Source organism: Streptomyces sp. NPDC086554, assembly GCF_040686095.1.
Taxonomy (GTDB): domain Bacteria; phylum Actinomycetota; class Actinomycetes; order Streptomycetales; family Streptomycetaceae; genus Streptomyces.
Genome location: NZ_JBFBJK010000008.1, coordinates 116912 through 136562, shown reverse-complemented (window position 1 = coordinate 136562; position 19651 = coordinate 116912). Strand labels below are relative to the sequence as shown.

Genomic DNA, 19651 nt, shown 5'->3' with positions numbered 1-19651 from the left:
GAGGCGAACCCAGTGAAGATTCACAAGTACGACACTGTCATCGTCGGCGCCGGCGGCGCGGGCATGCGCGCGGCCATCGAGTCGACGAAGCGCAGCCGCACCGCGGTCCTGACGAAGCTCTACCCCACCCGCTCCCACACGGGCGCGGCGCAGGGCGGCATGGCCGCCGCGCTCGCCAACGTGGAGGAGGACAACTGGGAGTGGCACACCTTCGACACGATCAAGGGCGGCGACTACCTGGTCGACCAGGACGCCGCCGAGATCCTGGCGAAGGAGGCCATCGACGCGGTCCTCGACCTGGAGAAGATGGGCCTGCCCTTCGGCCGTACGCCCAAGGGTGAGATCGACCAGCGCCGTTTCGGCGGTCACTCCCGCAACCACGGTGAGGCTCCTGTCCGCCGTGCCTGCTACTCGGGCGACCGCACCGGCCACATGATCCTCCAGACGCTGTACCAGAACTGCATCAAGGAGGGCGTGGAGTTCTTCAACGAGTTCTACGTCCTCGACCAGCTCCTCGTGGAGGTCGACGGCGTCAAGAAGAGCGCGGGCGTCGTCGCCTACGAACTCGCGACCGGCGAGATCCACATCTTCCAGGCGAAGTCCGTGGTCTACGCGTCGGGCGGCACCGGCAAGTTCTTCAAGGTGACGTCGAACGCGCACACGCTGACGGGTGACGGCCAGGCGGCCTGCTACCGCCGCGGTCTGCCGCTGGAGGACATGGAGTTCTTCCAGTTCCACCCGACCGGCATCTGGCGCATGGGCATCCTTCTTACGGAGGGCGCCCGTGGTGAGGGCGGCATCCTCCGCAACAAGGACGGCGAGCGCTTCATGGAGAAGTACGCGCCGGTCATGAAGGACCTCGCGTCCCGTGACGTCGTCTCGCGCTCCATCTACACGGAGATCCGTGAGGGCCGCGGCTGCGGCCCCGAGGGCGACCATGTGTACCTGGACCTGACGCACCTTCCGCCGGAGCAGCTGGACGCCAAGCTCCCGGACATCACGGAGTTCGCGCGTACGTACCTCGGCATCGAGCCCTACACGGACCCGATCCCGATCCAGCCGACCGCGCACTACGCCATGGGCGGCATCCCGACGAACGTCGAGGGCGAGGTCCTCGCGGACAACACCAGCGTCGTCCGGGGTCTGTACGCGGCGGGCGAGGTGGCCTGCGTGTCGGTCCACGGTGCCAACCGCCTGGGCACCAACTCGCTCCTGGACATCAACGTCTTCGGCCGTCGCGCGGGCATCGCGGCGGCGGAGTACTCGGCGAAGAACGACTTCGTCGAGCTCCCCGAGAACGCCGAGGAGCTCGTCGTCTCCCAGGTCGAGCGCCTGCGCGACGCCACGGGCAACGAGCGGGTCGCCGAGCTCCGCAAGGAGCTGCAGGAGACCATGGACGCCAACGTCATGGTGTTCCGCACGGAGCAGACGATCAAGACGGCGGTGGAGAAGATCGCGGAGCTCCGCGAGCGCTACCTCAACGTCTCGATCCAGGACAAGGGCAAGCGCTTCAACACCGACCTCCTTGAGGCCATCGAGCTGGGCAACCTGCTCGACCTGGCCGAGGTCATGGCGCAGTCGGCCCTGGCCCGCAAGGAGTCGCGCGGCGGTCACTACCGCGAGGACTTCCCGAACCGCGACGACGTCAACTTCATGCGCCACACCATGGCGTACCGCGAGGTCGCCGACGACGGCAAGGACTCGATCCGGCTCGACTACAAGCCGGTCGTCCAGACCCGCTACCAGCCGATGGAGCGTAAGTACTGATGGCAACCCCGACCCTCGACAAGGAAGACGCCAAGCCCGAGGCCGGCTTCGCCGACTCCCCGTACATCACGGTGACGTTCCGCATCCGCCGCTTCAACCCGGAGATCTCGGCGGACGCGACCTGGGAAGACTTCCAGGTGGAGATCGACCCCAAGGAGCGTGTCCTCGACGCACTCCACAAGATCAAGTGGGACCTGGACGGGTCACTGACCTTCCGTCGCTCCTGCGCCCACGGCATCTGCGGCTCGGATGCCATGCGCATCAACGGCCGCAACCGCCTGGCCTGCAAGACCCTGATCAAGGACCTCAACCCGGAGAAGCCGATCACGGTCGAGGCCATCAAGGGTCTGACGGTCCTGAAGGACCTGGTCGTCGACATGGACCCGTTCTTCCAGGCGTACCGCGACGTGATGCCGTTCCTGGTCACGACGGGCAACGAGCCGACGCGCGAGCGCCTGCAGTCGCCGGAGGACCGCGAACGCTTCGACGACACCACAAAGTGCATCCTGTGCGCCGCGTGCACGTCGTCCTGCCCGGTCTTCTGGAACGACGGCCAGTACTTCGGCCCGGCCGCGATCGTCAACGCGCACCGTTTCATCTTCGATTCGCGTGACGAGGCGGGCGAGCAGCGCCTGGAGATCCTCAACGACAAGGACGGCGTGTGGCGTTGCCGCACGACGTTCAACTGCACGGACGCGTGCCCGCGAGGCATCGAGGTCACGAAGGCGATCCAGGAAGTGAAGCGCGCACTGATCACGCGCCGCTTCTGAGTCCTTCCGGTTCGCCGGTCGTACGTCACTGTGGGCCCCGCTCCTTTTGAGGAGCGGGGCCCACGTGCGTTCCCAAGCGCCCCACAGATAGCGTTGGTTCGCTTGCGTATCCCTCCACATCACCAGGAGACCGAAGTGAACCGCCCCATCCGTCTCGTGACGGCCGCGCTGACCGCGTCTGCGGCCCTGCTGTTGACCGCGTGTGGATCGGGAGGCGATGACAAGTCCTCCGACGAGATCGAGGGGGCGGGTGACGGCGGCGGTAAGGCTTCGGCTTCCGCGAGCGCCGAGCCCGAGGGCGCCAAGCGGCCCGAGATCAAGCTTCCGGCCGAGTTCCGGGCGGAGTTCGCGGGCTGGACGGACAGCGACCCGAAGCTGCGGGCGATCCTGGACGACGGACGGGAAGAGCTGAGGGCGAAGTACGCGGCGATCATCGAGGGGGACCCGGAGTCGGACGCGGTGGCGTTCTACAACTCGGGAACCTCCCTCACCACCGCCCGTAAGTGGATCAAGGGCTTCACCGACACCGACGACAGCCTGATCGGCGAGATCAAGGCGTACAACGCCAAGGCCAACATCGCCGACAACGGCGCGGGCCTGCTCTTCTACTGCGTCGACGAGCGCAAGGCGTCGACGAAGAACCGCAAGACCAAGAAGGTCACGGCCACCCCCGACACCCCGGAATCCGTCCTGCAGTACCGGGCCAGGCTCACCAAGTCCCCCAAGGGTGTGTGGCAGACCGTCTCCCTGGAGACCGTCCCGGGCGGGTGCAAGTGATGCGTACGACCACGAAGGCAGGGGCCTTCCTCCTCACCGCGGCGCTCACCCTGGGCCTCTCCTCGACGGCGTACGCCATCGGGGACAAGAACAACCAGAACCCTGGCCCCTCGGGCGGCGCGAACGGCAAGACGCTCATGGCCGGAGCCGGGACCACCAGCATCGAGGTCAAGCAGGTCAGCGGCGGCAAGGGCGGTTCGTCCAACAAGCCCGTCGTCCCGGTGGACCCCAACTGGAAGCCCCCGGCCTGCTGGTACGAGCCCGTGGCGACGTCCGAAGAGGTGAAGGCCGCGACGGACCAGCTCAAGAAGACCCCCAACGAGAACCTGGTCCCGGTCACACCCAGCCTCAGCTGGGGCGAGCAGCTGATGGTCGATCACTACGAGAAGGGCAAGACCCAGTCCGACGGCGCCGAGGGCTACAAGAACTTCAACATCGGCAAGAACGGCAAGTTCTGGCGGGGCGTCGTCAACCCGGACATGGAGGACGATCCGGCGGCGTACGAATGCGAGAAGAACCTCTTCTGGCAGGACGCCGGGGTCATCCCGAAGATCGCCAACGCCCCGACGCCCAAGGTCCTCGCCTCCTACGCGTACGACCAGATCAAGGTCCCCGACACCAAGGTCGAACTGAAGCCGGAAGGCAAGTCGACGGTGAACCTGCCCACCTGGGTGTGGCTGGACAAGGGCACCTTCGAGGACGTCAAGGTCCGCGCCGAACTGCCCGGCACCGGCCTGTGGGCCGAGACAACGGCCAAGCCGGTCGGCCTCCACCTGGAGCCCGGTACGGCGGACGCGCAGACCTTCCCGGCCTCCGGGGACTGCAAGGCCAACGACGACGACAGCATCGGCACCCCGTACACGAAGGGGTCCTCGAAGCAGGACCCGCCGTGTGGCATCTCCTATCTGCGGGCCACCGGCGGGAAGCCGTTCCAGCTGAAGGCGTCCATCACCTGGGAGATCACCTGGGAAGGCACCGGCGGCGCGGGCGGCGACCTGCCGAACGGCACGTTCGACGGGACGCAGGACGTCGAGGTCCAGGAGATCCAGTCGATCAACCGCTGACCCGCGGCGGCAGCCGCCCTGCACGCCAGCCGGGTGACGTCCGCGTCCATGTGGGCGCTCCGCGGTGGCAGTGCGGCTGAATCCGGGCCGGCCGACCTACTCTGACGGAATGTCAGACAACCAGTCGGTCGGCCTTTCAGCTGACCAGTCCGTCGGCCAGTCCGCAGGCGGGGCCGCCGCCGGACAGGCGACCGATCTCCTCGGGTTCGACAACGTCCTCTTCCCCGTGGGCGACCTCGACGAGGCCGTCGGGTTCTACGAGCGTCTCGGGTTCCCCGTCTCCGCCCGGATCGACGAGATCGGGCTCGCCATTCTCAAGGTGGGCAAGGAGATGCCCGGCGTGCTGCTGCGGGTGGAGGACGAGGCCGTGCGGCAGCCGCCGCCGTGGGCCTCCCCCAGGGTGTGGCTCGAGGTGCGCGACGCGCGCGCCGCGGGGCGCGCGCTGGGCGCGGCAGGGGTCAAGCTGCTCACGCCGCCGTTCTCCGTGGCCACCGGGTGGACCGTCGAGGTCGCCGACCCGTGGGGGAACGTCGTCGGGTTCACCGACTACTGCAAGCGGCCCGAACTGGCGCGGAGTTAACCGCAAGGGGTAGCAGTGGCGTCGGGCGGGCGTCAGCGCCAGGACGCGCCGCCGCCCTCCTCCGCCACCAGCATGATGCGGCGCAGCATGTCCGAGAACTGGGCCCGCTCGTCCTTCGAGAGGACGCCGAGGACGCGGTACTCCTCGTGGCCGAGGACATCCATCGCGCCGAGCCAGATCGAGCGGCCGGACTTCGTCAGCTCCACGTCGACCCGGCGCCGGTCCTTCTTCGAGGGGGTGCGGCGGATCAGGCCCCGGCCCTCCAGGCCGTCCAGGCGGCCCGTCACGGAGGCGGGGGCGAGGTCGAGGTCGGCGGCCAGTTCGGAGGGGGTGGCCCGGCCGCCGCGGCCCGCCAGCTTGTGGAGGGTGTCGAACTCCGGGCGCTCCAGGTCGAAGTCGATCAGGGACTGCTCGCGGATCCGGCGCAGGTGCACCGTCAGCTTCTTCATGCGGGTGACGGCGCCCTCGATGTCGGGGTCGAGGTCGGGGAGCACGGGGAGCCAGCGTTCGACGTGACCGTCGGTCCAGTCGCGGGCGGCCGGCTCGAGGGCTCCTTCGTGGGCTTCGTGGGCCTTCTCGGGTACGTTCCCCGATCCCGCGTCCCTCGCCGATCCCGCGTCCCTCGCCGTCGTGCTGTCGCGCTTGCCTGCCATGGAGCGCAGCCTACTTCGGCTCCATATATTTCGTTGACGAATAATTCGGTTCCGAAATACAGTCCTCCCCATGCCGTCGCACCCCCTGTTGCGCAACCGCCCCTTCCGGCTCCTCTTCCTCGGCCGCTCCCTCTCCCTCATCGGCGACGCCGTCATCCCCGCCGCCCTCTCCCTCGCCGTCATCCGCGCCACCGGCTCCGCCTCCGCGCTCGCCCTCGTCCTCGGCTGCGCGATGGGCCCGAGGCTGCTGCTGCTTCCGCTCGGCGGGGTCGTCGGCGACCGGTTCAATGCCCGTACCGTCGCGCTCGGCACCGACGTCGTGCGGTGCCTGACCCAGCTCTTCGTAGGCGTCGAACTCCTGGGGGGCAACCCCCAGTTGGGGCACATCGCCCTCGCCTCGGCGGTCGGCGGCGCCGCCTCCGCGTTCGCCATGCCCACCCTGCCGACCCTCATCACCGGCACCGTCGACGGGAAGGAACGGCACGCCGCCAACTCCGCGCTCGGCATCGTCAAGAGCACCGCCGTGGTCGGCGGGCCCGCGCTCGCCGGGCTCCTGATCACGTACGCGGGCCCCGGCTGGGCATTCGTGCTCGACGGGGTCTCCTTCGCCGTCAGCGCGTGCCTGCTGGCCGCCATCCGCGTACGGCGGGTCACCCCGGAGGGGCGCCGTTCACTCCGTAGGGACCTGGTCGAGGGATGGCAGGAGGTGCGGTGCCGGGACTGGTACTGGACCAGCCTCGTCGCGCACTCGGCGTGGAACGGCGCCGCCGCCGTGCTCACCACCCTCGGACCCGCCATCGCCGTCAAGGAGTTGGGCGGCGAGGACGTATGGATCGGCATCCTGCAGGCGGGCGCGATCGGGCTGCTGCTCGGCTCGCTGCTCGCGGGGCGGGCACGGCCCCGGCGCCCAATCCTGACGGCCAACCTGGGCCTCGCGACATACGCCCTGCCCCTGGGCCTGCTGGCCGCCGAGGCCCCCGCCCCGCTCATCATCGGCGCCTACGCCGTCGCACAGGCGGGCCTCGGCTTCCTCAGCCCTGTGTGGGAGACATCGGTCCAGGCGGCGATACCGCCCGGCGTGCTGGCCCGCGTCACCTCGTACGACTGGCTGCTCTCGTTGGCCGCGATGCCCCTCGGGTACGTGCTCGCGCCCCTCGCGGCGGACGCGTGGGGCGTGGCGGCGCCGCTCTGGATCGCGGCCTGCGTGGTGGGCGTCGCGTGCGTGGGAACGGCGGCGGCGCCGGGAGTGCGCGGGTTCAGGGCAGGCGGCGCGGGTGCACCTCGTGAAGTCGGGGGTGGGAGTGGTCAGTTCACCCCGGACTGCGAAGGCGACACCGGGCGTTCGAAGAACGTCTCCAGGGACACCGTCGCCTGAGTGCCGCTCACCCCTTCGATGGCGTAGAGCCGCCGCAGTACGTCCTGGAGCTGCTCCGTCGTGGACGTGCGGACCTTGACCAGCACGCTCGCCGACCCCGCGATGACGTGCGCCTCCTGGATCTCGGGGATCGCGGCGAAGTCTTCCGCCCGGTCCCCCATCCACGCCGTCGAGTCGACCATGACGAACGCCAGGACGCCCCGGTCCACGGCCGCGGGGTCGACGTCGACCGTCGTGCGGCGGATCACCCCGCGCTCGCGCAGCTTGCGTACGCGTTCATGGGCCGCGCCCGCCGAGAGGCCCACCGCCTTGCCCAGGTTCGCGTAGGACCGGGCCGCGTCCTGTTGCAGCAGCGCCAGCAGCTCCCGGTCGGTGTCGTCCACCCTCATTCGCTCCCCGTTCCTTACGCCGTATCTCATACTGTTGTACCGTCCTGGAGCTGAATGATATTCGATTCTGCCTCAGGATGGTGTCGTCATGTCTTCCCAGAAGTACCCGACGTCGTACGAGATTCTGGACGAGCGCTTCCGTACGGGGCGGTGCGCCAACGGGGACAGCAAGCTCGAAGTGCTGTACGACGACTGCCGGTGGGCCGAGGGGCCGCTGTATCTGCCCGCCTGGCGCCAGCTCGTCTGGAGCGACATACCCAACGACCGGCTGCTGCGCTGGGACGAGGCGACCGGCACGGTCGGTGTCTTCCGGACGCCCGCCGGGCACGTCAACGGCAACACCCTCGACCGGGAGGGGCGGTTGATCTGCTGTGAGCAGGGCAACCGCCGTGTCACCCGCACCGAGCACGACGGCCGCGTCACCGTCCTCGCCGACCGCTTCGAGGGCAAGCGGTTCAACAGCCCGAACGACGCGGTGGTCCGCTCCGACGGGTCGGTCTGGTTCTCCGACCCGGACTTCGGGATCACCAGTGACTACGAGGGGTTCCGGGCGCCTGCCGAGATCGGCGCCTGCAACGTCTATCGGATCGACCCCGTGACCGGTGCCGTGCGGATCGTAGCCGACGGCTTCGAGGGGCCCAACGGGCTCGTCTTCTCGCCCGACGAGCGGCAGTTGTACGTCTCGGACTCGCGTGCCGCCAGAATCCGCGTCTTCGATGTCGGTGCCGACGGGACGACGCTGTCGGACGGCTCCGTCTTCGCCGAGTCGAAGGACTCCGGCTTCGACAACATCCGCTTCGACGACGAGGGCAGGCTGTGGGCGGCCGCCCTCGACGACGGGGTGCACTGCTACGACCCCGACGGCACCCTCATCGGGCGGATCACGGTCCCCGAGGCCGTGGCCAACATCGCCTTCGGCGGTCCGAAGAACAACCGCCTCTTCATCGCGGCGACGACCTCGCTGTACTCGCTGGTGATGTCCGTGACCGGCCTTCCGCGGGTGCGGAAGGCCGTCTGAGCCCCCTGCCGGGGTCAGTTGACCGCGTCCACCTCCCCCGCGTCCACCTCCCCCGGAGCCAGCTCCACGTCGTACATGAGCGGCTCGTCCGCGATCACGATGTGGCGGGCGCGTGAGGCGTGGCCGGGGGCCGTGGCGGCCAGCAGGTAGGCACCCGCCGACGGGGCCGCCACGATGTACGAGCCGTCGGCCAGTGACGCCACGCGGTCCAGTTGGCGGCCGCCCTTGGACAGGAGCGTCAGGGTCGCGTCGGCCACCGGCTCGCCCTCCGTGGTGCGGACGAAACCGTGCACTACGGAGGCCAGGCCCGAGCCGTTGGACTCCACGCGCGCGTGGGGGACGGTTTCGGACGGGGCCTGCTCCGGCTCCTCCCGTGGCTCAACCGCCAGGTGCGGCAGGCGCTTCTCCAGGCCCGCGGGGAGCCACCAATTGGCGCGGCCGAGCAGCTGCATCGCCGCAGGGACCAGCGCCGTACGCAGGATGAACGCGTCCAGGGCCACCGCCGCCGCCAGGCCGATGCCCGCCATCGCGCCCTCCATGTCGCCGCTCAGGACGAACGCGGAGAAGACGCAGATCATGATCAGGGCCGCGCAGTTGATGACCCTGCTCGTCTCGGCGAGGCCCACACGGACCGCGCGTGCGTTGTCCTTCGTATGCACCCATTCCTCGTGCATGCGACTCACCAGGAACACCTGGTAGTCCATCGAGAGCCCGAAGAGCAGCGACAGCATGATGACGGGCAGGAACGCCGTGATCGGTCCCTCCTTGCCGACGCCGAGGAGCTCCGTGCCCCAGCCCCACTGGAAGACCGCCACGAGTACGCCGAAGGACGCGGCCGCCGCGATCAGATTCATCAGGGCCGCCGTCAGGGGCACCACCAGGGAGCGGAACGCGATCAGCAGCAGGAGGAAGCCGAGCGCGATGATCGCTCCTACGAAGTAGGGCAGCCGCTCGCCCGTCACCGCGGCGAAGTCCTTGAAGACGGCCGTCACGCCGCCGACGTGCGCCTCGACGCCGGCCTCCGGAATCACGTCTCCCCGTAGCCGGTCGATGAGCTGGTCCGTCTCCTCGGACTGGGGGGACGTGGTCGGGACGACGTTGATGACCGAGATGCCGTCCGACGGTGGGGCCGCCGCCACCTGCGCGACGCCCTCCGTCGCCCGGACGCTCTCCACCAGGCCTGAGGTGTCGCCTTCTTCGGCCACTACTTGGAGCGGGCCGTTGAATCCCGGACCGAAGCCGTCGGCCAGCATGTCGTACGCCTGCCGGGTCGTCGTCAACTCCTGGTGGTTGCCCTGGTCGGTCGCGCCGAGCCGCAGGGAGAGCAGCGGCAGGGCGAGGAAGGCCATCACTACGAAGGCGAGTGCCGCGATCGGACGCGGCCTCTTCTGTACGTATGACGACCAGCGCGCCGCGAGGCCGCTCGGCTCGGCGGGCTCGGGCCCCGTCGCCGCGAGTCGCCGCCGCTGCCTGCGGCTGAGCACCCGGGGGCCGAGCAGCCCGAGGAGCGCGGGCAGCAAGGTGACGGCCGCGAGGACGCTCAGGATCACCGTCAGGGAGGCCGCGATGACCACGCCGTCCAGGAAGCGCATGTTCATCACCAGCATCCCGGCGAGCGCGATGCACACGGTGCCGCCGGCGAACAGCACGGCGCGGCCCGAGGTGTTCAGCGCCTGCGCCGCCGCGTCCCGCGGCTCCATGCCGCGCAGGATGCCGCGCCGGTGCCGGGTCACGATGAAGAGCGCGTAATCGATGCCCACGCCCAGGCCGATCAGGGAGCCGAGCAGCGGGGCCACTTCGGGGATGTCCGTGACATGGCTGAGCAGCATCGTCGAGAGCATGCCGAGGCCCACTCCGAAGACGGCGATGACGATCGGCAGGACCATCGCGAAGAGCGATCCGAAGGCCAGGAAGAGGACTACGGCCGCGGCCGCGATGCCGACGAGTTCGGAGGTGCCGGTCGGCGGCTCCTGGATGCGGGTGATCGCCTGGCCGCCGAGTTCGACCTGGAGGCCGCCGCGTTCGGCGTTCTGAGCCGTGTCCACGACGTCCTGGACGAGGTCCTTGGGGACGGAGTTCGCCTGCTCGGTGAAGGTCACCTGGGCGTAGGCGATCCGCCCGTTCTCGCTGATCTGGGCCGCGCCTGCCTCCTTGGAGGCACCCGCCTTCTCAGAGGCACCCGCCTTCTTGGATGCGTACGGGCCCACCACCTCGCCGACGCCCTTCATGCCGGCGATGTCCTTCAGCGCGGGCTCGATCCGGGAACGTACGTCCTCATCGCGCACTGATGCGCCCTCGTCGACGCGCCACACCACCGTGTCGGTGTCCCCCGAGCGCTCCGGGAACGCCTTCGTCATCAGGTCGTACGCGCGCGTGGAATCCGTGTCGGGCAGGGAGAGCACATTCGAATAGTCGGTGCCCGCGGAGGTCCCCGCCGCCCCCAGGCCGAACAGAGCACCCACCCACAGCACAAGGACCACCAGGCGGTGCGCATGGCACCACCGCGCCAATGCCGTCACGATCCGTTCCTCCTCCGCGTCGCCGAGCCCCCCAGGTCCGTGCCTCGTCGGACCTCAGCATCGGCGGCACGGCGCCACTGCGGCGCGGCGCGGCCATGATTCTCAAGTAACTCCAAAGCACCGACCGAGACTTCGTATAACGTCCGCGCCGATACTGGGGGCATGAGCCACGCCGAAGGCCGCCGGGGAACAGATGTCGGAACGCCGCGGGGCGAGGCGGCGACCGTCCTCGTCGTCGAGGACGAGCCGAGCATCGCCGACGTGCTGGCCATCGCCCTGCGCTACCACCGCTTCGACGTGATGGTGGCGGGCACCGTGCGCGAGGCCCTCGCGCTCGACGGGCGCACCCGGCCCGACGTGGCACTCCTGGACGTGATGCTGCCGGACGGCGACGGGCGCGCGCTCGGCAGGGAACTGCGCGCCCGGCGCCCCGAACTGGCCCTGGTGTTCCTGACCGCGCGGGACGCGCCGTCGGAGGTCGTGGGCGCGCTCGGCTTCGGCGACGACTACATCACCAAGCCGTTCAACATCGACGAGGTCGTCGCCCGTATCGGGGCGGTCCTGCGCCGCACCAGGGCGGGCGACGTGCTCCCCCAGCGCCCGCCGCTGCGCTACGGCGACCTGGAGCTCGACGACGCGACGTACGTGGTGCGCCGCGCGGACCGCACGGCGCAGCTCACGCCGACCGAGTACGCCCTGCTGCGCTTCCTGGTGCGCAACGCGGGTCGCGTCGTGCCCAAGGAGCAGCTCCTGCGCCATGTGTGGAGTTACGAGCACACCGCGGAGTCGACCGTCGTCGAGACCTACATCAGCTATCTGCGGCGCAAGCTGGCCGCCATCGGCCCGCCGGTGATCACGACCCGGCGGGGCGTCGGATACGGACTCGCATGAGGCGTGCGCACCGCGGCATGCGCTCGCTGCGCGCCAAGCTCACCTGGGTCAACGTGGCGCTGCTCGCCCTCGGCATCGTCACCGCCACGGCCGTGAGCATCATGGGCATGCGGCACTTCCTGCTCGACAACATCGACGCGGAGCTGAACTCGTCGCGCGAATCGCTGCACCGCATGGGTCTGACCATGGAGCAGATCGAATACATCAGCGCGCTCGGCATGGCGCTCGACAACCTCTCCCCCGACGACACCGACCGAAGTGGGCTCCCGCGCGCGGACACGCTCATCGTCGCGATCGGCGCCTCCGGGAAGCCCGTTCCCATCGGCTCGCTGGAGCCGACAGCACGCCAGCGTGCCCTGGCCGCTGCGGTGGACGACCCGGGCGCCCTGGTCAGCGCCTCGCAGCCGCGCGACGTCACCTTGGACGGCGACCCCTACCGCACCGTGGGCGCCCGCCTCGACGACGGCACGACCGTCCTGATGGCCACCTCCACGGAGAGCCTGCATTCGGTCATCAAGAAGGCGCTGAAGGTCGACGCCGCCTTCGGAGTGGCCCTGTTGGGGCTGCTCGCCGTCCTGACGATGATCTCCGCGCACCACCGTCTGCGCCCGCTGGAGGACATGGTCGAGACCGCGTCCGCGATCGCCGACGGCGACCTGACGCGACGGGTGCCGCCGCACCCCCGTGATGGAGACCGAGCAGCTGCGGCTCGCCCTCAACTCCATGCTCCATCAGGTCGAATCGGCCTTCGAAACCCGCGAACGCAGCTCGGCACAGCTGCGCCGCTTCGTCGCCGACGCCTCGCACGAGCTGCGTACGCCGCTGTCGGCGATCCGCGGCTATCTCCAGCTGTACGACAAGGGGATGCTCCGCGACCCGGCGGAGCGCACGCGCGCGTGGGACCGCGTCAACGCCGAGGCCGACCGGATGGGGCGCCTGGTCGACGAGCTGCTGACCCTGGCCCGCCTGGACCAGCAGCCGGAACTGCGCTTCAGGAACGTCGACTTGAGCCGCCTGGTGCGGGACGCCGCCGACGATCTGCGGGTTCAGGAGCCGGAGCGCCCGCTCACCGTCCGCGCCGATGGCGCCCTGCTGATCCGCGCGGACGAGTCGGGGCTGCGCAAGGTGCTCGGCAATCTGCTGGGCAACGTACGCGTCCACACCCCCGCCGACGCGCCGGTCACGCTGGGCGTGGAGCGGGCGGACGGCCTGGTGCGGCTGCGCGTCGAGGACCTGGGGCCCGGTCTCGCGGCGGAGGACGCGGCCCGCATCTTCGACCGCTTCTTCCGCGCGGGCGGCGGCGCGGGCAGCGGCCTCGGCATGGCGATAGTGCAGGGGGTCGTCACCGCGCACGGGGGCGAGGTCGACGTGGAGACGAGCCCGGGCAAGGGGCTCACCGTGACGGTCACTTTGCCCGCGCAGCGCCCGGGTTGAGGCCCGCCTCGCGGCCGTGCCGACGGGGCTCCGCCTCAGGGCCACCTGGCGTCCCCCGCGCCCCGCACCAGCGCCCACACCGTCTTGCCGTGTCTCCCGCGCTGCCAGACGCCCCACGCCTCGGCCAGTGCGTCAAGGAGTCTCAGGCCCCGGCCGTTCTCGTCCTCCCAGGTGCCGGTGCCCCGTAGCTCCGGGCCCATGGGGCTTTCGTCGGACACCTCGATGAAGCAGTCGCCGTCGGCGAGCACCGTGACCGCCACCTCGAACTCCCGCTCAAGGACGAGGCCGTGGCAGACCGCGTTGGTGGCGAGTTCCGACACCAGGAGTACGACGTCATGGCGCGCCCCGCTCTTCTCCGTATGCCCCCAGGCCGTCAAGTGATCGCGAACGCGAATGCGAGCGAGCGCGACGGACGCCGGATGCGGTGGCAGCCGGAACGCGTGACGTCGTAACAAACCTTGGCCCCCCGTCAGCCTCCGGCACACCAAAGCACCGGGAACCGCACACACTTCCGACACCAAATGCTGCGCAGAGGAAGCGCCCGGTGTCACACCGTCACCGTGCGACCCCGCAGTATCCGGCCAAGTCCGAACCAAATCGAACCGACAGCCGATTACGCCTGACGGGAGGCCAGTTCCACGACCGTGATGTCGGACGGCGCCCCGACCCGCACCGGCGGCCCCCACGCGCCGGCGCCGCGCGTCACGTACAGCTGGGTGTCGCCGTACCGCTCGAGTCCCGCAAGGGTCGGATTGGCCAGGTCGGCGATGAAGTTGCCTGGCCAGAGCTGTCCGCCGTGGGTGTGCCCGGAGAGCTGGAGGTCGACGCCGTGCTTGACCGCGTCGTGGATGACGACCGGCTGATGGGCGAGGAGCACGGACGCCCGTGACCGGTCGCGGTCGCCGAGGGCCTTGGCGAAGTCGGGCCCGCGCCCCTCGCTCTCGCCCGCCACGTCGTCCACGCCCGCGAGGTCGAACGCGGGCAATTCGGCACGCGCGTTCACCAGGGGGCGCAGGCCGAGTTCGCGTACGTGATCGACCCACTGCTCCGCGCCGGAGAAGTACTCGTGGTTGCCGGTGACGAAGTAACTGCCGTGCCGGGCCCGCAGCTGCGCAAGCGGCGCCGCGGCGGGCCCGAGGTTCTCGACATCGCCGTCGACGAGATCACCGACGACGGCGATGAGGTCGGGCTGCGTGCCGTTGATCGTGTCGACCACGCGCTGGGCGAAGCCGCGTCCGAGGACCGGCCCCAGGTGGATGTCGCTCACCACGGCGATCCGGAACCCGTGCGCCGCGCGCGGCAGCTTGGCCAGCGGCACGGTGACGCGCTTCACCCGGGGGCCGCGCAGCACGCCGTACGTTCCGTAGCCGACCGTTCCGACGGCGACGGCCGCGGCGGTCCCGCCGACGATCCGTGAGACGAAGAGGCGGCGCGAGGGAGTGGCTGGTTTCCGTGGCGCTTCCTGGACACTGGCGGGGGCGTCATCCGTCGAAGCCGGGTCCTCCGTAGGAGTGGCTTCCGTAGGCGTCGTCTCCGTAGGGGTGGCCTCCGCAGACGTCGTCTCCGTAGGAGTGGCCTCCGTGGACGCCCTCTCCGTAGAAGTCGTTTCCGAGCGTCGCCGGCGAAGCAGCACAGCGCGTACGAGCTCGCCCGCGAGCAGCGCGAGGACCAGGTAGATCGACAGGGCCATCCACATGAAGCCCGGCCAGGCGAGCACCTGCTGCAGCCAGAACGGCGCACCGGCCCGCTCACTGGCGACCGCCGCGAACATCAGCAGCGGACCCACCGTGAAGACGACCGCCCCGGCCCGCCGCACGAACCCGGGCCGCTTCGTGGTGTCCCGCACCAGGCGACGCCACGCATACCACTGCAGCCCGCCGAAGGCCCCGAGCACGGCGAGGCCGATGAGCACGAAGAGAATGATCACGCCTATGACGTACGGCGCAGAGCCCGCACCCCACGCAACCCGATGGTCCCCACCACCGTCCCCAAGACAAAGGACGTGACGGCGAGCGTCAGGTGCACCCAGAAGTACGCGGTCGGGTCGCCGTCGTCGAAGGCGAGCCCGCTGCCGTCCTTCCACAGGTTCTTGACGAAAGTGATCCAGATGAACCAGCTCCACACGCCGAAGGCGAGCAGGAACCAGGAGACCGGGCGGCTGAGCTTCATACGTTCAGTATCGCGAGCCTCCCTTCCGCACCGCCGCCGGGGTGGGGAGCCCGACGCACAGGCCACCTCGGCGGCGACTTCCACAGCGGCGCCCTGTACGTTCTCGTCCGTGCCTGCCGTAAAAAAGACCGCCTTGTTGGTCACTTCCGCCGCGTTGTTGACCTTTTCGACCGCAGCGCCCGCACTGGCGGACGGCAAGCCAGGAGGCGACAAGAAGCCCAAGCCACCGTCCTCCATGTCGACGGTCGGCGGCGCCAAGCTCGGCGAGGCAGGCACCCAGGTCAGCCTGAAGGCGGGCGCGCCGGTGCTCCCCAAGGACCTGTCGGCACGCTCCTGGATCGTCTCGGACGCCGAGTCCGGCGACGTGCTCGCCTCGCACAACGCGCACTGGAAGCTGCCCCCGGCGAGCACCCTGAAGATGCTCTTCGCGGACACGGTCCTGCCGAAGTTCCCCAAGACGCAGAAGCACAAGGTCGAGCTCTCGGACCTGGCGGGCATCGGCGCGGGCAGCAGCATGGTCGGCGTCAAGGAGGACGAGACGTACTCGGTCCACGACCTGTGGCTAGGCGTCTTCCTGCGGTCGGGCAACGACGCGGTGCACGTCCTGTCGTCGATGAACGGCGGCGTCCCGCAGACCGTCAAGGACATGCAGTCCCACGCCGAGGAACTGCAGGCCCTGGACACCCACGTGGTCAGCCCCGACGGCTACGACGCCCCCAAGCAGGTCTCCTCCGCGTACGACCTGACGCTGTTCGCCCGCTCCGGGCTGCAGAAGAAGGACTTCCGCGAGTACTGCTCGACGGCCACCGCCAAGTTCCCCGGTGAGACCAAGAAGGTCACGAAGGGCAAGGACAAGGGCAAGAAGAAGCGCGAGTCCTTCGAGATCCAGAACACCAACCGACTCCTTACTGGAGACGTCGGTCTCGACCCCTACAAGGGCATCGCGGGCGTCAAGAACGGCAGCACCACGAACGCCGGCACCACCTTCACCGGTGTCGCCGAGCGCGACGGCAAGGTGCTGCTCGTCACCGTCATGAACCCTGACTCCGAGGAGCAGCACGCCGTCTACAAGGAGACGGAACGCCTTCTGGACTGGGGCTTCCAGGCCTCGGGCAAGGTCGACCCGGTGGGCGAACTGGTCCCTCCGAAGGGTGCCGCCACGGGCAGCGGCAAGGGCGCTCCGGGCGCGGGCAAGGGCAAGTCGGGCTCGTCCAAGAACGTGGCGCACGCCGCCGAGAAGGACTCGGGTGGTGGCGTCGGCGTCGCGCTCGGCGTCGTGGGTGGTGTGCTGGTGCTCGTGGCCGCCGGGTGGTTCGTGATCAGCCGCCGGCTGCCGCTGCCGGACCTGGTGCGCCGGAAGGGCCGTCACTGACGTCTCCGGAGGGCGCCTCGTCGTTCTGGGCGTCCTCCTGGTCGTCTTCTGCCGGCTCTTCTTCTGTACGTCCCTGCTTCCGCGTCGCCGTCCAGGCGGCGCAGAACAGCAGGAGTTTCGCGGTGAAGTTGATCCACAGGAGCAGCGCGACGGGCACTCCGAAGGCGCCGTACATGTTCTTCGCTGCGACGCCCTTCATGTAGCCGCCGAGCAGCAGCTTGAGCAGCTCGAACCCGGCCGCGCCGATCAGACCCGCGGTGATCAGGTGACGGCGCGGCGGCTGGACCCCCGGCAGCAGCGTCAGGACGTAGAGCAGCAGCAGGAAGTCCGCGAGGACCGCGATGGCGAACGCGATCGCCTGCAGCAGCAGCCCGCCCCAGCCGTCCCTGGAGACGCCGAGGAGGTCGGCGCTCCAGCCGACGGCGGTCGACGCGAGGGTCGAGGCGACGACGGACGCGAGTCCTGCGCCGCCGAGCCCGACGAGCACCCCGGCGTCCTTGACCTTGCGCAGGACGGGGTTCTCCTCCTCGTCCTCCAGCTCCCAGACGACCCGCAGGCACTCCCTTATCGAGCCGACCCAGCCGATGCCGGTGAAGAGCAGCAGGGCGCCCGCGATGAGCCCGATGGTGCCCGCGTTGGCGACCAGGGCGTCCAGGTTCAGCTGGTCGGAGATGCCGGGGACCTGCTTCGAGATGGTGTCCTCGAGCTTCTCCTGCTGGCTCTTGGAGAGCGTCGCGGCGGCGATCGCGGCGGCGACGGTGATCAGCGGGAAGAGCGCAAGGAAGCTGATGAACGTCATCGCGGCCGCGAGCCGGGTCCAGTGCACACTGTCGAGCCGCTCGTACGCGCTCCACGCGTGCGTGCGCATCACCCGCTCCACCAGGGGCCCGATTCCGGGGAGCTTTTTCAGCCAGTCCATGATGCCTCCCTGCCCGCTGTGCGGAAGACCAAGGTCCGGGTACCCCAGAAACGCAGCACAGTGGCGAGTGCCATACCGACTCCCGCCCCGGAGACGGTGTCCGCGCGCTGTGAGGTGAGGCCGAGGCCGTAGTGGGACACGGCGATGCAGAGCAACTGCACCACGGCGCCCGCGATGTTGACGGCGAAGAAGATCCCGTACTGGCGGAGGCGCGACACCCTGGCCTGCTCGCGCCGGTAGGTGCCGAGCGCGTTGCCCGCGTACGCGACGGCGCAACCGGCCACGAAGGACAGCGCCTTGGCGGTCAGCGGGTCGAGGCCGACGGGGCCGCGCAGCCAGATGAAGAGGCCGAGGTCGGCGGCGTACGCGCAGATCCCGGCGGCGGCGAAGCCGAGCAGTTCGGGGCCCATGGCCCGCAGCCGCTCCCTGAGGGCGCTCACCAGTCGGCGACCGCGAGTCCGTACATCGCCAGCCACACCACGCCGATGACGGCGAGCGCCCGGTCGCGCAGGACGACGTCCTCGGGCTCGCCCGCGGTGCCCCGGTCGGCGAACACGGCGTACCGCAGGACCGCGAGGACGAAGGCGGCCATCGACAGCTGCCGCCAGGGCAGCAGGCTGCCGTTGGCGGTGCCGCCGCTCTCCATGGCCCACAGGCAGTACGCGAGGACGGCGACCCCGGCGGCCAGCTGCCACACGAAGCGCAGGTACCCGGTGGTGTATTCGGTGAGCAACGCGCGCGTGGCGCCCAGTTCCTCGGCGCTCTCCGACATCTGGACGGCTTCGGAGTAGCGCTTGGCGGAGACCATGAAGAGCGCGCCGAAGCCGGTGGTGATGAGGAACCACCGCGAGAGCGGGATGCCGAGGGCGAGGCCGCCGATCATGGCGCGCATCAGGAAGCCCGTGGTGACGACGGCGAGATCGACGACGAGGACGTGCTTGAGGCTGACGCAGTAGGCGAGTTGCATCACTACGTAGGCGGCGAGCAGTGCCGCGGTCAGCGGTGTGCAGAGCGCGGCGGCGGCCGTGGGCGCGAGGACGGCGAGCAGTCCCCCGACCGCGTACGCGACAGGCACGGGGACCTGCCCGGCCGCGACCGGTCTGCGGCACTTGGTGGGGTGGGCGCGGTCGGCGTCGGCGTCGCGTGCGTCGTTGATGAGGTAGACGGCGGACGCGGCGGCCGTGAACAGCGCGAAGACGATGGTGAGTTGGCTGAGCGAGTGGCGTGAGAAGAGCTCGCCCGCCGCGGCGGGGGCCGCGACGACCAGGACGTTCTTGACCCACTGGCGGGGGCGCGCGGTCTTCAGGAGGCCGAGCGGCAGGGCGAGCGGACGGGGGCCCGACGGCTGGGGCCGGCCGGGGCGTTCGAGCAGGGCGGCGCGTTCAGCCATCGCTGCGGCCTCCGTGCATCCAGGCGGCGCCCACGCGCGCGGTGAGGGCGCCCAGAGCCGCCCCTGCGGCCACGTCGCTCGGGTAGTGGACGCCGATGACCATCCTGGAGACGCACATAGCGGCGGCGACCGGCGGGACGAGGCGGGCGCCCGCGGGGCTCAGCGCTCCGTAGGCGACGGTCGCCGCGGCGGCCGAAGTGGCGTGCGAGCTGGGAAAGGAGTGCCGTCCCGCGGTCCTGACGAGGGGCTCGGCTCCGGTGTCCGCGCCGGGCCGCGGGCGCCGTACGACCCGTTTGACGCCCATGCTGGCCAGGTGGGCCGCCGCGGTGAGCGCCGTGCCGCGCAGCCACGCGCCGCGCCGCTCACGGTCGACCACGGCGGCAGCCAGACCCGCGACGAGCCAGAGCGCCCCGTGCTCACCGGTCCAGGAGAGGGCGCGCGCGGCCGCGGCCACGCGCTGGTCGGAGCCGCAGTCGCGCAGGGCCGACAGCAGCCGGTGGTCCATGTCGTGCATGTGGCCTCCCTTTCCGGGGACTTCAGGGACTCCGGCTCCGGAGACTTCGA

General features: G+C 70.0%; 19 protein-coding genes and 1 pseudogene. 10 read left to right on the top strand and 10 right to left on the bottom strand.

Annotated features, from left to right (window positions below; genetic code table 11):
- Positions 1–12 precede the first annotated feature (12 nt).
- The 5 genes from sdhA (at position 13) to AB0O76_RS15240 (ending at position 4958) form a co-directional block, all read left to right on the top strand.
- Entirely contained in the window at positions 13–1767 is a 1755-nt protein-coding gene (sdhA, locus tag AB0O76_RS15260) for a succinate dehydrogenase flavoprotein subunit (protein WP_365490131.1), read from the top strand.
- Positions 1767–2537, top strand: a complete 771-nt coding sequence (locus AB0O76_RS15255; protein ID WP_365490128.1) for a succinate dehydrogenase iron-sulfur subunit — start codon at positions 1767–1769, stop codon at positions 2535–2537. Before sdhA ends, AB0O76_RS15255 begins: the two co-directional genes overlap by 1 nt.
- Positions 2538–2672: 135 nt before the next feature.
- Positions 2673–3314, top strand: coding sequence for a hypothetical protein (locus AB0O76_RS15250; protein ID WP_365490125.1), 642 nt, complete (start codon positions 2673–2675; stop codon positions 3312–3314).
- Positions 3314–4378: a hypothetical protein gene (locus AB0O76_RS15245; RefSeq protein WP_365490122.1), complete on the top strand. Its 1065-nt coding sequence runs from the start codon at positions 3314–3316 to the stop codon at positions 4376–4378. The genes AB0O76_RS15250 and AB0O76_RS15245 overlap by 1 nt, the downstream gene beginning before the upstream one ends.
- A gap of 109 nt (positions 4379–4487) precedes the next feature.
- Positions 4488–4958 carry a VOC family protein gene (locus AB0O76_RS15240; protein WP_365490117.1) on the top strand — a complete coding sequence of 157 codons (471 nt, stop codon included), beginning with the start codon at positions 4488–4490 and terminating at the stop codon, positions 4956–4958.
- A 32-nt stretch (positions 4959–4990) separates the two neighbouring features.
- Here the strand turns inward: AB0O76_RS15240 and AB0O76_RS15235 are convergent, their stop codons facing one another.
- The gene (locus AB0O76_RS15235) at positions 4991–5611 is read right to left on the bottom strand and encodes a MarR family transcriptional regulator (RefSeq protein ID WP_365490114.1); all 621 of its coding nucleotides are present in this window, start codon (positions 5609–5611) and stop codon (positions 4991–4993) included.
- A 70-nt stretch (positions 5612–5681) separates the two neighbouring features.
- Between AB0O76_RS15235 and AB0O76_RS15230 the strand changes: the two genes are divergently transcribed.
- On the top strand, positions 5682–6986 hold the full coding sequence (locus tag AB0O76_RS15230) for an MFS transporter (RefSeq protein ID WP_365490111.1): 1305 nt from the start codon (positions 5682–5684) through the stop codon (positions 6984–6986).
- On the opposite strand, the gene AB0O76_RS15225 is transcribed toward AB0O76_RS15230, so the two are convergent.
- Positions 6917–7369, bottom strand: a complete 453-nt coding sequence (locus tag AB0O76_RS15225; RefSeq protein ID WP_365490108.1) for an Lrp/AsnC family transcriptional regulator — start codon at positions 7367–7369, stop codon at positions 6917–6919. The genes AB0O76_RS15230 and AB0O76_RS15225 overlap by 70 nt on opposite strands.
- 94 nt (positions 7370–7463) lie before the next feature.
- Between AB0O76_RS15225 and AB0O76_RS15220 the strand changes: the two genes are divergently transcribed.
- Positions 7464–8393, top strand: coding sequence for an SMP-30/gluconolactonase/LRE family protein (locus AB0O76_RS15220; protein WP_365490105.1), 930 nt, complete (start codon positions 7464–7466; stop codon positions 8391–8393).
- 14 nt (positions 8394–8407) lie between these two features.
- Here AB0O76_RS15220 and AB0O76_RS15215 read toward each other — a convergent pair whose 3' ends face one another.
- Positions 8408–10903 (bottom strand): MMPL family transporter, encoded by a 2496-nt coding sequence (locus AB0O76_RS15215; protein ID WP_365490665.1) that lies wholly within the window; start codon positions 10901–10903, stop codon positions 8408–8410.
- 171 nt (positions 10904–11074) lie between these two features.
- On the opposite strand from AB0O76_RS15215, the gene AB0O76_RS15210 reads away from it, so the two are divergent.
- Both AB0O76_RS15210 and AB0O76_RS15205 read left to right on the top strand, forming a co-directional pair.
- Positions 11075–11803 (top strand): response regulator transcription factor, encoded by a 729-nt coding sequence (locus AB0O76_RS15210; protein WP_365490102.1) that lies wholly within the window; start codon positions 11075–11077, stop codon positions 11801–11803.
- A pseudogene (locus AB0O76_RS15205) lies at positions 11800–13237 on the top strand (HAMP domain-containing sensor histidine kinase). Before AB0O76_RS15210 ends, AB0O76_RS15205 begins: the two are co-directional and overlap by 4 nt.
- Positions 13238–13272: 35 nt before the next feature.
- Here the strand turns inward: AB0O76_RS15205 and AB0O76_RS15200 are convergent.
- The 3 genes from AB0O76_RS15200 to AB0O76_RS15190 all read right to left on the bottom strand — a co-directional run bounded on the left by AB0O76_RS15200 (position 13273) and on the right by AB0O76_RS15190 (position 15406).
- Positions 13273–13692: an ATP-binding protein gene (locus tag AB0O76_RS15200; RefSeq protein WP_365490099.1), complete on the bottom strand. Its 420-nt coding sequence runs from the start codon at positions 13690–13692 to the stop codon at positions 13273–13275.
- A gap of 158 nt (positions 13693–13850) precedes the next feature.
- On the bottom strand, positions 13851–15164 hold the full coding sequence (locus AB0O76_RS15195) for a metallophosphoesterase (protein WP_365490096.1): 1314 nt from the start codon (positions 15162–15164) through the stop codon (positions 13851–13853).
- Positions 15165–15166: 2 nt separating this feature from the next.
- Entirely contained in the window at positions 15167–15406 is a 240-nt protein-coding gene (locus AB0O76_RS15190) for a hypothetical protein (protein ID WP_365490093.1), read from the bottom strand.
- A gap of 109 nt (positions 15407–15515) precedes the next feature.
- Between AB0O76_RS15190 and AB0O76_RS15185 the strand changes: the two genes are divergently transcribed.
- The gene (locus AB0O76_RS15185) at positions 15516–16778 is read left to right on the top strand and encodes a D-alanyl-D-alanine carboxypeptidase (RefSeq protein WP_365490090.1); all 1263 of its coding nucleotides are present in this window, start codon (positions 15516–15518) and stop codon (positions 16776–16778) included.
- Here the strand turns inward: AB0O76_RS15185 and AB0O76_RS15180 are convergent.
- The 4 genes from AB0O76_RS15180 to AB0O76_RS15165 are packed head-to-tail and all read right to left on the bottom strand — an operon-like array spanning position 16726 to position 19601.
- Positions 16726–17697, bottom strand: a complete 972-nt coding sequence (locus tag AB0O76_RS15180) for a YihY/virulence factor BrkB family protein (RefSeq protein ID WP_365490087.1) — start codon at positions 17695–17697, stop codon at positions 16726–16728. The two genes, AB0O76_RS15185 and AB0O76_RS15180, sit on opposite strands and share 53 nt — an antisense overlap.
- Entirely contained in the window at positions 17685–18107 is a 423-nt protein-coding gene (locus AB0O76_RS15175) for a GtrA family protein (protein ID WP_365490662.1), read from the bottom strand. The genes AB0O76_RS15180 and AB0O76_RS15175 overlap by 13 nt, the downstream gene beginning before the upstream one ends.
- A gap of 26 nt (positions 18108–18133) precedes the next feature.
- Positions 18134–19087, bottom strand: coding sequence for a decaprenyl-phosphate phosphoribosyltransferase (locus AB0O76_RS15170; RefSeq protein WP_365490084.1), 954 nt, complete (start codon positions 19085–19087; stop codon positions 18134–18136).
- Positions 19080–19601 (bottom strand): phosphatase PAP2 family protein, encoded by a 522-nt coding sequence (locus tag AB0O76_RS15165; protein WP_365490081.1) that lies wholly within the window; start codon positions 19599–19601, stop codon positions 19080–19082. The genes AB0O76_RS15170 and AB0O76_RS15165 overlap by 8 nt, the downstream gene beginning before the upstream one ends.
- Positions 19602–19651 lie beyond the last annotated feature (50 nt).

Coding starts and splice junctions, on each gene's coding strand:
- AB0O76_RS15240 (WP_365490117.1), top strand. CDS start 4,488: ATGTCAGACAACCAGTCGGTCGGCCTTTCAGCTGACCAGTCCGTCGGC.
- AB0O76_RS15180 (WP_365490087.1), bottom strand. CDS start 17,697: ATGGACTGGCTGAAAAAGCTCCCCGGAATCGGGCCCCTGGTGGAGCGG.
- AB0O76_RS15255 (WP_365490128.1), top strand. CDS start 1,767: ATGGCAACCCCGACCCTCGACAAGGAAGACGCCAAGCCCGAGGCCGGC.
- AB0O76_RS15165 (WP_365490081.1), bottom strand. CDS start 19,601: ATGCACGACATGGACCACCGGCTGCTGTCGGCCCTGCGCGACTGCGGC.
- AB0O76_RS15175 (WP_365490662.1), bottom strand. CDS start 18,107: ATGGGCCCCGAACTGCTCGGCTTCGCCGCCGCCGGGATCTGCGCGTAC.
- AB0O76_RS15220 (WP_365490105.1), top strand. CDS start 7,464: ATGTCTTCCCAGAAGTACCCGACGTCGTACGAGATTCTGGACGAGCGC.
- AB0O76_RS15245 (WP_365490122.1), top strand. CDS start 3,314: ATGCGTACGACCACGAAGGCAGGGGCCTTCCTCCTCACCGCGGCGCTC.
- AB0O76_RS15230 (WP_365490111.1), top strand. CDS start 5,682: ATGCCGTCGCACCCCCTGTTGCGCAACCGCCCCTTCCGGCTCCTCTTC.
- AB0O76_RS15190 (WP_365490093.1), bottom strand. CDS start 15,406: ATGAAGCTCAGCCGCCCGGTCTCCTGGTTCCTGCTCGCCTTCGGCGTG.
- AB0O76_RS15235 (WP_365490114.1), bottom strand. CDS start 5,611: ATGGCAGGCAAGCGCGACAGCACGACGGCGAGGGACGCGGGATCGGCG.
- AB0O76_RS15170 (WP_365490084.1), bottom strand. CDS start 19,087: ATGGCTGAACGCGCCGCCCTGCTCGAACGCCCCGGCCGGCCCCAGCCG.
- AB0O76_RS15210 (WP_365490102.1), top strand. CDS start 11,075: ATGAGCCACGCCGAAGGCCGCCGGGGAACAGATGTCGGAACGCCGCGG.